The organism is uncultured Victivallis sp., assembly GCF_944391105.1.
Taxonomy (GTDB): domain Bacteria; phylum Verrucomicrobiota; class Lentisphaeria; order Victivallales; family Victivallaceae; genus Victivallis.
In genome coordinates this window covers 1-13,974 of sequence record NZ_CALXSK010000050.1, presented here as the reverse complement: position 1 = coordinate 13,974, position 13,974 = coordinate 1, and the positions used below count along the sequence as shown (strand labels likewise).

Here is a 13,974-nt window from a genome sequence, read left to right as displayed (position 1 = left end):
TTTTTGAAAAATGCTGAAAACTTCGCTGTTCTGTTCCGCGATGCTGCTTACGGGGGTGCTTGCCGCTTCTCCGGTTCGTTCCGTCGCCGACTTTCGTACAGAGGCTGAATGGGAGGTGAAAGCCCCCTCCCCGGTCACGGCGTCATTCCGTCCCGACGGGCTGCTTCAGCTGGAGTGGAAGAAATCGGACAAGCCCTCTGTTCTTGAACTGAATCTCAAAGAGCCGGTTCCGGTCGAACCGGAGGCGCAGCGCGCGGGGCTCAAGCTCTTCGTCAAATCTCCGATGGATCGGAACAAGCTCTCGCTGGTCTTCCTCGACAAGGAAGGGACCCGCTTCACCTATCCGCTTCCGGAACTGGAAAAATGGGCGCGCAACTGGCGTTACATCGACACCTATGCCTTCGATGCCAACGAGATGGGTCGAATGCACCCGCAGGTCGGCAAAGCGGACAAACCGGGCAGCCCGCTGCCGGTCAAACCTCTTAAATTCGTCGGGATCCGGGTGGATGCGCCTGCGGATGCCGAGGGGTGCTGGCTCTTCGACGAGATCCGCAGCGACGCCTACCGTCTCGGCAGCGAGACCGATCACTGGGCGCTGAATCTCCCCGGCGAACGGTACTGGATGACCACCACGCTGATCCAGAGCGGCGTCTCGCCCTATCTGCCGGTCGACTGGCTGAATATGGATGACGGCGCAGTCAAACTGAACTGGGAACTTGTGCGCGGCGAAGAGGGCCCGGCGCTCCGCAGCGGTGAGGCGATTCTGGATTTCGCCCCCGGCGACTACCGGGCGCGTGAACAGAAAATCGATCTTGGAAATCTTCCGGTGGGGAGCTACACGGTGACCGCGAGTCTCGTTCCGCAGGATCTGAGCAGTGCCGGTCCTTCCAACTGGAACCGGCTTGTGTGGCGGGCCGAGGGAGAGGCCCTGTGGGGACAGGGTTCCGGAGTCGACAACTCCCGCAGTTTTCTCGGGCGCAAGAAATCCGGACAGGGTTACGCCGGATGGCGCCTGACGCATCGGATTCCGCAGCCGGGCTCCGGCACGTTCAAAGTCAGCGCGCGCGGCAACGGCTCTCCGGAAGCATGGGTGGTTCCGCTGGGACGTGACCGCAATTCGATCGGCCCGTCGATCCCGCTGCGGTTCAAAAATCCCGGAGAATGGCAGACACAGGAAGTTCCGGTCACGCTCCCTCCGGAAACCGATCAGGTCTACATCTATTTGATGGCGATGAAACCCGGCGACGCCGAGTTCGACAATGTTGAACTCGTCATCAACGGCGAAAACGTCATTCCGAACGGCAAGGCCGAACAAGGCGCTGTTCTGAAACAGGTCCGGATGCCGCTTTTCGTGGTCGCCTCGACCTCGAAACAACCGCCATATCCACGTTTTGAGTCGACCGTGAAACCGGGAGAGACATTGTTTATCCCCTTCCCCGACTGGAAAAACCGCCCAGGCGAAAAACTCTGGCAGATCGCCGGTCCGGATGGCAAAGTCATCACCTCCGGAACAATTACCGGAGAAAACACGGAATGGAAAGCTCCCTCGCAACCGGGAGTCTACCGTTTCACGGCCATGCTGAAAAACGGCGACCTCGAAATCGACCGCAAGGAGCTTGAGCTCGGCGTGCAGGGCGTCCTTCCCGCCGAGCCCCTGACCCGGCAGGGGAAAGGCGAGATTCCGTCGGAGGCCGACCTCTTCGGTCCCGGAAAAAACTACTTCACCTGGGCGGTCTACGAAAACCATCCCGATGAGCCGGATCACCTTAAACGGATCCGCTCCTGGGTGGCGGACGGGCGCAAGGCGGGATTCGAGCTCTTCCGCATCCGTCTCGACTGGAACTGGATCGAGCCGCGGCCGGGGGTTTACGACTTCACGCTTGTCGATCAGGCTTTCGATGAGGTGATCCGGCAGGGCGGCCGCGCGATCCTCGAACTGCGCTACGAGGCTCCGGCGTGGCTCGACTTCAACCCGCAGCTTGACGGCTACGGCCGTGCCGACATCTGGCGCAGCAACAAAGTCGGGCGCATTCCGGCGATCCAGACGCCAGGGATGCTCGATGCGATCCGCCGCTTCACCGAGGTCGCGGTTACCCGTTACCGGAACAATCCGGGCATCGCGGGATATCACATCTGGGGTCTGCCCGGCTCGCTGGACTGGACGAACCTCGACCGCCCGTGGCTCGGGAAACAGGTCGACTTCTCCTCGACGGCGCTGGAGGCGTTTCACAAGAAGTACGGCGATAAAGTCCCCGGAATCCCGCGTTCCAGCAACGATTTCACGCGTCCCGACCTCTCGGTGACCTGGCGGAGCTGGGTGGAATTCCGCCGCACGGCGCTGGAGGATTACATGATCAATTACGTGGTCAAACCGATCCGGGCTCTCGACGACCGCCGTTCGATCGTCTGCTATTTCGGGCTGGACTTCGCTTCGCCGCGACTGGCAAAGTCGGCGCGGGAGGATCGCTGGAGACGCCACTCCGGCGGCTGCGCGCTCTACTACCAGATGCAGGTCTACGGCCGTCGTTCGGTCTCGGACACCGGATACAGTTTTCCGCAGGAGGTTCATCTGATGACGCCGGTTCCGGCGGAGCTTGAGCAGGCGACCTTCCAGATCACCGCCGCGGGCGGGGACGGACTTCATTGGAACTACTACTGGCGAGACACGATCCGCACCGGAGCGTGGACCCCCGACCGCAACGCCGGCCTTGAGGAGTTTCAGAAACTCTGGCGACCGCTCTGGCGCGAACTGCGTGACGCCGTCCCCGCCGAACCGGCCGACATCGCGGTCGTCACGGCCTGGAGCACGATGCAGTATCTCGAACGCAGTTTCTTCACGATGCGTCAGGACGATTTCGTGACACGGCTCGCCGCGGCGCTCTACCGCGATCAGCTCTGGCCGGACTGGTTCTCGGAGAACGCCCCGTCGACCATTCTGAACGATCGGAAACTGCTGGTCGTCCCCGCTTCCGGCGGCCAGGTTCTGCCGCAATCGACCGCGGACATGATTCGCGATTTCGTGCACGACGGCGGCAAGGTGCTGCTCTTCCCCGACTCCGGACGGTGGATTGTGGAGGAACCCGGTCAGGAGTTCGGCCTGCTCCGCCGCCTCGGCTGGAAGGGGGAAGATCCTGCGCCGAAAAGCCGTGTTGAAACCGAAAACGGCAACAGCGGATTTTCCGAACTGCGGCCGCAGACCGCCGAGATCGCTCTCACCGGGGAACCCTTCACCACACTGAAGAAACTGCCGGTCAACAACCCGGCTCCCGTGGAAGCGCCCGGCGGAGTCGACGTCTGGGGGAAAACCGCGGACGGCTCCCCCGCCGTGCTGCACTGGAAGTTCGGGAAAGGCGAAGTTCTGTTCGTCGCGGGTCATCCGGAGTGGGCACGGGTGCCGGGATTCCTCGGCGATGTCGCCCGCTGGGCGGGAAGCCGTCGCGCCGCCGGAACCGATACGCCGAGTGTGATGGTCAATCACCTGGTCAAAAACGGCGTGCATTACGCAATCGTACACCGGCTTCCCGACAGCTTCCGGCCGCATGCACCGAAGCTCGACCGCGAAGAGCTCGCGAAGCAGCCGGAACTCACTGCGAAGTGGCACATCCGGGGACTCGAATCCGGCAGCTGGCGGATCGAGGAACTGACTGCGCCGGGAATTCCCGCGTCGGTCCGTTCCGCCGAAGAGATCGCTTCGGGGCTTGCCACGCCGTTCCGGCTCTGCCAGACCCGGGTCTACCGCCTGACCCGGCAATGAAACAAACAAACGGCGCGGAAAGATGAGGAGATCATGTACCTGACTGATACGGGGGTTGTGACCCCGCTTGGAGTTCAACCGTATGAAACGCTGCTCGCCGGCAAACTCTACAACCGTTCGGAAAAACGGTTGTTTCCGGTGGCGGATTTCCGGGTTTCGATCGTCGCCCGGAGCGAAAACCGGGCGGAACTTCTCCTGTACAGCGACTCGTCCGGAATTCTCGTTCCGGTCCGGCTGGAACTGGAACCGGACGAATTGAAACTCACGATCGAAGCAGGGCGCATTGTCGAAAGTGCGAGCGACATGTGGCGGCTGATGGAACTCTCGGCCTTTCCGGATCTGATGGCATCCCGGGAGACGGATGACGGAGCTTATCTGCTGCCCCTCTTCTCCGGGATGAGAGTTCCGTTTCGCGGCCAGTCTCCCTCGCGCAACCGCGACCGGATCTTCATGGAGCGCGCCAACTGGGAGAAGTTCGGCCAGTGCGATGCGTTCGGCATGTTCTCCGGCGCCGCGGACGTTCTCGGAATCGTCGGCGAAGGCGGATTTCGGGCATGGGTTGATTCGGAATTCAATCTCGGCGGAAGAAACCGTCTCTGCGCGACTTTCGCTCTCCGACACCAGCCGCGGGATGTGATTCCGCAGGAGATCAAACAGCTGCATTTGCTCTTTCTCGAGCCGACCGGGCGAGTTGACCGGATGGCGTTCGCCTATCGCCGTCACCTCGTGGAGAAACGGGGCATCGTGCCGCTGCGGGAGCGCATCGGACGCAATCCGGTGCTCGATTATGCGGTACACGCCATGCGCGTTAAGATTTTTCTCGGGCAGAAGCGTCCATTCGAATCGGACGGTTCGGGAACTTATGTGAACTGTACCACGTTCTCCGAGGCGGGAGAGATTCTCCAGGCGATGTATGACTCCGGAATCCGCCGGGCTGTCATCACTCTGGTCGGCTGGAACCTCGGCGGCCATGACGGCGCCTATCCGACGCGCTTTCCGGTCAACAGCGAAGCGGGCGGCGAGACGGGGCTCAGGGCTCTGATCGAACGGGCGCTGGAGCTCGGATACCAGATTGTCCCGCACGACAACGTAACGGACGTCTATCTCGCCTCCCCCGACTACGATCCGGAACTGGTCATGCTCGACGAAGGTGGCGAGCGGCAGCCGGCGGGCGTATGGGCGGGCGGGTTGTCCTACAAGATCTGCCCGACCGTTGTATTGAACCGGTTCGGTGGTGAATTCCGTCGCATTCACCGTCTCGGATTCCGCGGCAGTTATTATCTTGATGCGCAGGCGGCCGGACTGTTTTGCTGCACGCATCCGGCGCATCCGGCGGACGAACGGACTTTTGCGCTGTCGCTTGCCCGCATTGCCCTGCTGCCGAGGGAGCTGTTCGGTTCGGTATCGACTGAATTCGTTCCGTCCTATATGCTTCCTTTTGCGGATGAAGCCTCCTGCATCCCGGGGCGTCGCCAGTACGAACGGCTGAAACCGCAGCTCCCGGAATCGCCGCAAGCTCTTCGAGGAGAAGTTGTTCCATTTTACCAGATCGCCGTGCACGGCCTTCTGGTCCACCAGGCAGGCTGGGTGCACACCTATGGGGAAACGGCCGGGGAACGACGGCGGGGACTGCTGGAAGAACTCGCGACCGGTGCGCGTCCCTCGATGGAAGTCTCCATGCGTCCTCTGTGCAACGGCGGGAATTTCCGGAAATCGATCGACTCGATCCTCGAGTTCTACCGGATCAATTTTGAACTGTGCCGCGAGATCCAGACCGCATTTGTCCGCTCCTGGACGTCGGACGGAACTCGAACCGTCCTCGAATACGACAGCGGTCACCGGTTTGAACTGGATCATGGCGACAGCCCGTCGCTGCGGATCATCCGAAACGGGGAATTGATTTCCGTTCCGCGGTAATCTGCCGCCCTTGACTCTGCGTCGACCCGGTGTATTTTAACAGAGAGTGAGAGAAAAAGAGGTGGCGCATGAGTGAAATCATTGTTCTGGATGCGATTCCGTTCCAGTTCGATTCCGGGGAACTTTCCGCAAAACTTCATCTGACCGAAGATGATGCGGAAATCTCCCGCGCCTGGAAAAATCTCATCGACAATGTCACGGCCCTCGCCCGCCCCAAAGCGCTCTTCCGGGAGTGTTCCGTGGACGCGGTCACGGAAGATACCGTTGTAGCGGAAGGAGTTCCCCTGAAAAGCCGGGTCATGGTCCGGCAGCTCGGGGAGCGCCGCCGCCTCTTTGTGTACTGCGCAACCTGCGGAACGGAAACCGCCGTTCTGGAGGAGTCGCTCGATCCTCTGGAACGATTCTGGCTCGAGGAGCTGCGCCTCGCTCTCCTGCGCCGGGCGCTCGCATATCTGCGCGGGGAAATCAGCCGCCGATACCGCATTCCGAAACTCGCCGGAATGGCGCCCGGTTCCGGAGACGCCGACGTCTGGCCGCTGGAAGAACAAATTCCGCTCTTCGAACGCCTTCTCGAAGGACGGGTGACGGAGTCGATCGGCGTGGAGCTGACCGACTCTCTGCTGATGGTGCCATGCAAGAGCTCTTCAGGGGTTCTTTTTGCGGCCGAACACGATTTTACAACCTGTCAGCTGTGTCATCGGAAAAACTGCCCGGATCGCCGATCCCCGCGCCGGAGTCCATTGTTGCAAGCTTCGTCGACCACTCCAACCAAAATGGTTTGAAGAGTTTGTAAAAACGGGTAACACTTTTCTTTGAACAAGGAGGAAGGTGTGAAATGAAAGCTGCACCGGAAACTGGGCCGAATCGGTGCATTACATGATTCCCGCGTTCACTCCGTCCTCCGGAGCGCCGGTCAATTTGATTTATGATTCAGAAATTCTGATTTGCAATCAGAATTTTCCATGCTATCTTACTCTTATTGACATGGAGAAAAGTGTCACCTGTTTTTTTGCTGAAAACAGAACCATTTACTCCCACACATGACATGCTGTTTTTTCTGCTCATCGGAACATTCACCGCCATACTGCTTACCGGAATCTGCATCGCAGCATTCTGAAGATCACTCATTTTGTCAATCATCCATTTGAAATCAATTCTTTTCGGCAGTACATTAACACATGTCTTGACAGGGAGCGATGAATCATGCAGAAATTGACGAGCAGCATTTATACATTTGAGAAGTTGATCGAAAACAACTTCCTCTATGTGGATAAAACGGAGTACATCTGGCGGCTCATCGATTCCGCCCCCGCCATGTATTTCATGTCAAGACCGCGCCGCTTCGGGAAGTCGCTGACCGTTTCCACGCTGGAAGCCGTTTTTTCCGGAAAGAAAGAACTCTTCAAGGGGCTGGCGATTTACAACAAGCCCTACAACTGGAAAAAATACCCCGTCATCCATCTGGATATGGGAAATTGCAATGCGAAAAACGCCGAGGAACTGGAGGCTTTTTTAAACGACAAGTTGACCGAATATTCAGAAAAGACGGGAACGTCTCTTCAGGGAGAGTCAATCACAACCCGCTTTGCTTCTTTGATCAGAGAACTTGCGACTCAGGACTCCGTGGTCATTCTTGTTGATGAATATGACAAGCCGATCCTGAACAATATCGGGAATCCTGAGCTGAAGGAAATGCTGTTCGTATTGAAGGGATTTTATTCCACCATCAAAACCTGTGAACAGCAGGAGCATTTCGTCTTTGTGACAGGGGTCTCGAAATTCTGCCACGTTTCGTTGTTTTCCGATCTCAACAACCTGACCGACATTACGATGAATGCGGATTACGCAACCATGCTCGGGTACACGCAGCGGGAATTTGAAACCAACTTCGCGGAATGGATTTCCGCGGCGGAAGCCCGGCAGCAGCTTCCGCACGAAGCCTACCTCAGGGAGATCAAAAACTGGTATAACGGCTACCGGTTTCACGCGCAAAAAGAGACGGTCTACAATCCGGTTTCTCTGGCCTCATTTTTTACGGACAATGGTGAATTCAAAAATTACTGGTTTTCCACCGGAACCCCGTCGTTTCTGCTGGAACTTATTAAAAAGAAGAACTTCGACTTTGAAGATGCGTTGACCCGTCCGGTCTCCGGGATTGCCTTCGCCGCTTATGAGGTTGATCGGATCGAGCCTCTGGCGCTTCTGCTCCAAACCGGTTATCTGACCATCAAAAGTTCCTTTGTGGATTTCGGCGCGACCTTTTACCATCTCGATTTTCCGAATTTCGAGGTTCGTTCGGCATTCGACACCTATCTGCTGAATGCCTATACCTCCATCACCAAGGATGAACTCGAGGGGATAGCGGTCGGTCTGGCACGGCATGTCCGCAGCGGCAATACGGAGGGGATTATGAAGGATTTCAAAACCTTTCTGGCCGCGATCCCGTATGACATCCAGCTCAGCAACGAGAAGTATTATCAAACGATTTTCTTTCTGCTGTTTCTGATGCTCGGCGTTTACATCGAGGCGGAATCCCGTACGAACGACGGTCGGATCGATGCCGTTGCCATGTGCGGCGAATGGGTCTACCTTTTCGAGTTCAAAATCAACCGGAACGCGGAGTGCGCCCTGGATCAGATCAAAGAGAAAGAGTATTTCCGGAAATATCAGCACTCCGGAAAACGGATCATCCTGATCGGCGCAAACCTCAACATGGAAACCCGCCAGCTTGACGACTGGAAACAGGAAGAAGTCAGCTTATAATCCCTGTTTCCTGAAAACGTGCCGGAATGTGAATCTGTCTCCTAAGAATTCCGACATATCGCATGAGGCCCAGGGTTTGTAATGCCCCCCTTTTTTTTTTAAGAGCGGTATTATGTAGAAGCACTCAAAAAATGCAGATTTCTTTACGAAGGCGGTATAAGGTAAAAAGACGGGAGGCTCCGCCTTCGCAACCGACCTGCTCCTCCGGAGCTCTCAGGTCGGTTGCTTCGGCTTCGCCAAGTCACGTTTGTCATCTGTAATCGCTCAGAAACAAATGTGCGCAAAATTTCGAACACTACCTGCAGTCAGGCGGTTATCGTCGTCTAACGGCATTCATTTTGTGGCCATTTCCCTTTCGAAAAAAATTTCCTTGATTTCCCCTCTCCATGAGGCTCGTTGGGCGCATACCAATTTCCGGCGGATTTCACTGCGCAGCCACAACTGGTTCCCATAAACCTTTGAATGGGTAATCTGGAGGAATTAGTCGCCAAATCTTACCACACTCACAACAGCAAAACCATCGTCCTCCATAAATCATTCCTTCATGGTAATCAGGATCAACAGGAACTTCAACTAGCAACTTGTTCGTAACAAAACCTTCGATCATATGACAAAACCTAGTATATTCATCATAATCATAAAATCCATTAACTTCTTTCAAACGACTGCACACACAATTATATATCTACAAAAATTGATCCATCACAATTTGCTTCGCACATTATAACAATCCCTATCCAAACTAAAGCAAGAGAGTTTGTTGCAGACAGCGTAAAATTTCCTTCTTCAAGTAAGCCAATCACGTCAATATAAGCTAAGCTTATTTCTGAGTGTGTCGCGAATTCTTCAATTTCTGCAACTCTTTCTTCAAATGTCATATAACCTGGTTGATTTACCACCAAGCCTTTTTGTGGCGCAATCTCCGCTATAATATTAAGTAGTTTGCTTTCAAGTAATTCTTCGCGTGACGTTTTAGGTCCCTTTAGCGTTTCAAATAAAGAAATTGATCCATCATAATTTGCTCCGCATTTTAAAACAATCCCTATCCAAACAAAAGCAAGAGAGTTTGTTGCAGACAGCGTAAAATTTCCTTCTTCAAATAAGCTAATCAATTCATTATAAGCTAAGCTTGGTTCTGAGTGTGTCGCGAATTCTTCAATTTCAGCAACTCTTTCTTCAAATGTCATATAACCTGGTTGATTTACCACCAAGCCTTTTTGCGGCGCAATCTCCGCTATAATATTAAGTAGTTTGCTTTCAATTAATTCTGCTGATTCTAATTTTTCGTCTGTCATTTTACATTCCTTTATCATTTCGGATTTCTTGGAGTATTCGTGGGATATCCAGATACGATTCTTCCTTTTTTAGGATCATATATCACTTTCACCGCAATTCTGTCATGTGCGGGAATAAATGGTTCTGTTTTTCAGTAAAAAACAGGTGACACTTTTCTCCATGTTAATAAATTGACAGTCAATATGATGCAACATTGCATCATATTCTGTCAATAAGAGTAAGATAGCATGGAAAATTCTGATTGCAAATCAGAATTTCTGAGTCATAAATCAAATTGACCGACGCTGTAGGATCGGCTTTCAAGGAAAGGCGATCCGGAAGCGCCGGAACCGTCCGGAGGACGGAGTGAACGCGGGAATAAGCCTCCGATTAATGCAATTCGCTGCCGTCACGAAAAAGTCTGATGTATTCTTTGCTTCCGGATAACAGTGCGGAAACTTCTCTTTCCGGCGTTCCCATGCGCTTTTTCCCGCCAACACTGCGAATTGTCTCTTTTTCTCCTGAATCGACACACTGGAATCCTCGACGAGCCAACCATCATAAACGGTTTGCGGACATGGACTTCGCCAGAATCAATCCATTTTTCCATTGGTCTGCGGATGGTGGGTGCGGCAGACCGTATGCTTGATCTGGTGGTTGCGCAGATAGGTTCCGAACTGGTTGTTCCCGGTCCAGCTGACGAACTGACGGCCGCCGTCGGTCAGGATTTCTTTCGGGAACGTGTAGTCACCGCACGCTTTTTTCAACAGATCAATGGTATTTCCAACCGTCTGGCGATGGAACAGATCCAGGGCGACCACATAACGCGAATAATCATCCAGATAGCCGATGACAAAGACTTTTTCGTGGTTCGGCATGATGAAATACATCACGTCGGTGTGCCAGAGTTCATGGGAGAACGCCGTTCAAAGAACCGCATCGGAGCGGTAGGACGCCTGGTACGGGACGTTGTCGCCGTTGACGATGACGGGTGCGCCTGCAAAACAGCGCGAACTTCATGAGTTTTGACCGGCAGACCGAGAAAACGGCGGAAGATCTGAGTGATCCGTTTGACGCCATGATCCGGATGTGCGGCTTTGTGTTCGAGAATTTGCGCGCGGACAAACTCCCGGGCCGGATCGGATTTTTCCGCTGCCGCAGCACTTTTCTCCGGCGGAGACGTGAAAGCGCCAGAACCTTTCTCACGGCATTCGCGGATCCATTTGCCGAGGGAACTTTTCCCGATTCCGAGTTCCCGCGCGATGTCTTTGGCCTGATAACCTTCTTCAAAATAAAGTTTCACAGCCTTGAGCTTGTCGGCCGCCGAATAACGGGTTCCACTCCGATTCGGCCCAGTTTCCGGTGCAGCTTTCATTTCACACCCTCCTCCTTGTTCAGAGAAAAGTGTTACCCGTTTTTACAAACTCTTCAAACCATTTTCCCGCAGCTTAGCACAAACACCACCCGGTGCTGTGACTTTCGTCCGACGACCCATATTGTCATATTCGAAGCTGGTCGTCTGGCCGTTGACTGTCTGCGTTAACACCGCCCCATTGGCGTTATAAGTCATCGTTGTAGTGTTAACAGTGGTTTCTCCGACCGTTTCCAGCATCTGAACAACTCGGTTGAACTCATCGTAAGTATAGGAAACCAGATTGCCGCTGGTGCCGTCGGCGTTGATCTGCTGCACGCTCGTCGTCCTGCCATTCAGCGTATTGATGACCTGCTTCGTCCCATCCGGATTGGTGACCGTCTGGCTAATTTATTGATTAGAAAATGTTTATCCTTTGATTTATTGGGGCACAGAGGATGATGGGGCAGTTTTTGACATTGGACTATTTTTATTCATGAGATCCAAGTAAGTTTCTCCCCTTTGGTTTTTTATATGTATATTTAAACCGTGATTAATCAAAAATGTAATATTCTTTTTTGCTCCAGCAGAAGCGGCATAATGTAAGGCTGAATTACCTTCTTTGTCAACGGAATCAATTTGAGCACCAGAGTCCATAAGCAATTTAAGTCTTTTTTCGGAATCACGCATAGAGGCATATAATAACGGAGTTGCGCCCGCTGAATCGCGAATGTTCAATTTTGTTCCTTTGTTAATCAATGTTGTAATTATTTTCAGATTTTGAGAATCTGGTTTTCTGAGGCAAACTCGATGAAGAAGTGTTTGCCCTAGGGCGTTTCGAGCATTAATATGTCCACCATGTTCTAAAAAAAAGTCTATTAATTCAGCGGAATACATTCCGCCCCAGTGCATAGGAGTATTTCCGTTGTCATCATTTTGTGTCAGGGAGGCTCCATGTATTAATAATAGAGACGCAATATCTCTATTTCGTGCATAAGATAATAAGTTCCGCCCATTGGGACCGATAATTTCCGCATTTGCTCCATGCGTCAAAAGGAATTTTACCATGGGTGTATCATCTTGCGCTACAGCAAATTCAAGTAGTGTTAATGACAAGGCTGTGGATTTAGCATTAATATCTGCCCCTGCTTGCATATAAGCCAACATTTGTTTTGTGTTATGATTTCTAAATGCCTTGTATAATAACTCATTAAGCTCTTTTTTTTGTAGATCTCCAGAGATAGATTCAAATCCTGTCATAACAATTCCGAGAATCAATAAAAATACGTAATAAAACCGCATAATCACTCCTGAAACTATTAATAAATATCTAGTAACATATTTAGCTAAAAATTATTTTTTAGAACAATTTTTCATACTGTCATGTGCGGGAATAAATGGTTCTGTTTTTCAGTAAAAAACAGGTGACACTTTTCTCCATGTTAATAAATTGACAGTCAATATGATGCAACAATGCATCATATTCTGTCAATAAGAGTAAGATAGCATGGAAAATTCTGATTGCAAATCAGAATTTCTGAATCATGAATCAAATTGACCGACGCTGGAGGATCGGCTTTCAAGGAAAGGCGATCCGGAAGCGCCGGAACCGTCCGGAGGACGGAGTGAACGCGGGAATAAGCCGCCGATTAATGCAAATCCCTTCCGTCACGAAAAAGTCTGATGTATTCTTTGCTTTCCAGATAACGCTGTATGGCGATTCTCCAGGCGTGCGCGCCCGCGTCTTTCCTCAGTCGTTTTTTCCGGGGAAATGTCTCCAGAATCCATTCCGCCAGACGTTTGATTTCCAGATAAATGCTTTCCCGTTCCCACCTGGAGAAATGCGAAAACTCCTCTTCCCAGCGTTCTTGGGCGCTCTTCCCCGCCAGCACTGTACGCCTGCGCCGATTGGCTCGTTCGACAGACAAATGTACCGCCACGGCGAATGAGTCCAGTTCCTCCCGGTCTTTCAGGATCGCACGCAAATAACGTTTGATTTCCCCCTGGCTTCGTTCCATCACCCCGTTGAACTGCGGAAATCCCGGGGGACTGTTAAAGGGAATCACTGCAAACATTTTCAAAATCGAAAGTACTTCGCCGGAATTCAAATTCGATCCATTGTCCCGCTTCAGGAAGAGTGGTGCTTCGTGTTTGTGCATCAAGTAGTTGAGATGTTCGGCCACCTCCTCACCGGTAAATGCTCCGGGTTTGACGGCCGGCTCAAGTTTCACTCTGCTGCCGAGGTCGATCACCTGAAGCACGTGAAAGCGCACACCGCGATGCACCTGCTCAAAAATGTCCATGCTCCAGATCAGATGCGCTTCGCAGTATTCGACCGAGAGCATGGACTTTCTTTCTCCACGCAGGAGTTTGAACCGCAATTCATTGGCCAGTTCCTGAAAACGTCTTGTGGAATATTCCGGATGTTGTGCATGAACCGCAGAAACCGCGCGCAGCCGATGGCGATTCCCATGCAGCTGTTGTTGTTTCAGAAGCTGTAAAATGACATCATCTTCCATCGTGACAGCCCGTGGTTTCCCCCGCGGTCCCCCTCTTCAAACCATTTTCCCGCAGCTTAGCACAGGAAATTTATGCTTCATGGCAATCGTCTCGTAATGTTTTAACAGCATGAAGAAAAGTTCCTTAAAAGGTTTGCTGGGATCGGGGGAGTTTACATATCTTTCAACTGAGTATTCCCATACCTCCAAAACTCAGCAGAACTTGACTTCCTACCATTTGCCATATTACTCCGCTACCACCAATAATTCCAATTAATAATGTAGGAATCCAATTTTTTGTATCCCTCCAAGTAATTATTGAAAATATACAATATATTCCTAGCAGCCTGTCGGACTTAAAAGCAAGTTCTGCGAGAAAAATCATAAAAGCATGATATATTACCAGTCAAAAAAAA

Annotated in this window: 11 protein-coding genes; 4 read left to right on the top strand and 7 right to left on the bottom strand. The window is 52.6% G+C overall.

Features of this window, described 5'->3' with window-relative positions; translation table 11 throughout:
* The first annotated feature begins 10 nt into the window (after nucleotides 1-10).
* The 3 genes from Q0K10_RS13305 (at nucleotide 11) to Q0K10_RS13295 (ending at nucleotide 6,453) form a co-directional block, all read left to right on the top strand.
* Nucleotides 11-3,754 carry a beta-galactosidase gene (locus Q0K10_RS13305; protein WP_294507891.1) on the top strand — a complete coding sequence of 1,248 codons (3,744 nt, stop codon included), beginning with the start codon at nucleotides 11-13 and terminating at the stop codon, nucleotides 3,752-3,754.
* A gap of 33 nt (nucleotides 3,755-3,787) precedes the next feature.
* The gene (locus Q0K10_RS13300) at nucleotides 3,788-5,671 is read left to right on the top strand and encodes a DUF5696 domain-containing protein (RefSeq protein ID WP_294507889.1); all 1,884 of its coding nucleotides are present in this window, start codon (nucleotides 3,788-3,790) and stop codon (nucleotides 5,669-5,671) included.
* 68 nt (nucleotides 5,672-5,739) lie between these two features.
* Nucleotides 5,740-6,453, top strand: coding sequence for a hypothetical protein (locus tag Q0K10_RS13295; RefSeq protein WP_294507887.1), 714 nt, complete (start codon nucleotides 5,740-5,742; stop codon nucleotides 6,451-6,453).
* A 148-nt stretch (nucleotides 6,454-6,601) separates the two neighbouring features.
* Here Q0K10_RS13295 and Q0K10_RS13290 read toward each other — a convergent pair whose 3' ends face one another.
* On the bottom strand, nucleotides 6,602-6,799 hold the full coding sequence (locus tag Q0K10_RS13290; protein WP_294507885.1) for a hypothetical protein: 198 nt from the start codon (nucleotides 6,797-6,799) through the stop codon (nucleotides 6,602-6,604).
* Nucleotides 6,800-6,874: 75 nt separating this feature from the next.
* On the opposite strand from Q0K10_RS13290, the gene Q0K10_RS13285 reads away from it, so the two are divergent.
* Nucleotides 6,875-8,434 (top strand): ATP-binding protein, encoded by a 1,560-nt coding sequence (locus Q0K10_RS13285; RefSeq protein ID WP_294507884.1) that lies wholly within the window; start codon nucleotides 6,875-6,877, stop codon nucleotides 8,432-8,434.
* Nucleotides 8,435-9,111: 677 nt separating this feature from the next.
* On the opposite strand, the gene Q0K10_RS13280 is transcribed toward Q0K10_RS13285, so the two are convergent.
* From Q0K10_RS13280 to Q0K10_RS13255, 6 genes are all read right to left on the bottom strand, one after another.
* Entirely contained in the window at nucleotides 9,112-9,729 is a 618-nt protein-coding gene (locus tag Q0K10_RS13280; protein ID WP_294507882.1) for a hypothetical protein, read from the bottom strand.
* 573 nt (nucleotides 9,730-10,302) lie between these two features.
* On the bottom strand, nucleotides 10,303-10,587 hold the full coding sequence (locus Q0K10_RS13275; RefSeq protein ID WP_294507880.1) for a DDE-type integrase/transposase/recombinase: 285 nt from the start codon (nucleotides 10,585-10,587) through the stop codon (nucleotides 10,303-10,305).
* An 11-nt stretch (nucleotides 10,588-10,598) separates the two neighbouring features.
* Nucleotides 10,599-11,084 carry a transposase gene (locus Q0K10_RS13270; RefSeq protein ID WP_294507878.1) on the bottom strand — a complete coding sequence of 162 codons (486 nt, stop codon included), beginning with the start codon at nucleotides 11,082-11,084 and terminating at the stop codon, nucleotides 10,599-10,601.
* 42 nt (nucleotides 11,085-11,126) lie between these two features.
* Nucleotides 11,127-11,420 (bottom strand): RHS repeat domain-containing protein, encoded by a 294-nt coding sequence (locus tag Q0K10_RS13265; protein WP_294507917.1) that lies wholly within the window; start codon nucleotides 11,418-11,420, stop codon nucleotides 11,127-11,129.
* Between the two features lie 81 nt (nucleotides 11,421-11,501).
* Complete coding sequence (locus tag Q0K10_RS13260) at nucleotides 11,502-12,362, bottom strand: ankyrin repeat domain-containing protein (protein ID WP_294507875.1); 861 nt, start codon at nucleotides 12,360-12,362, stop codon at nucleotides 11,502-11,504.
* Between the two features lie 347 nt (nucleotides 12,363-12,709).
* Nucleotides 12,710-13,579 (bottom strand): hypothetical protein, encoded by an 870-nt coding sequence (locus Q0K10_RS13255; protein ID WP_294507873.1) that lies wholly within the window; start codon nucleotides 13,577-13,579, stop codon nucleotides 12,710-12,712.
* Between the last annotated feature and the right edge of the window lie 395 nt (nucleotides 13,580-13,974).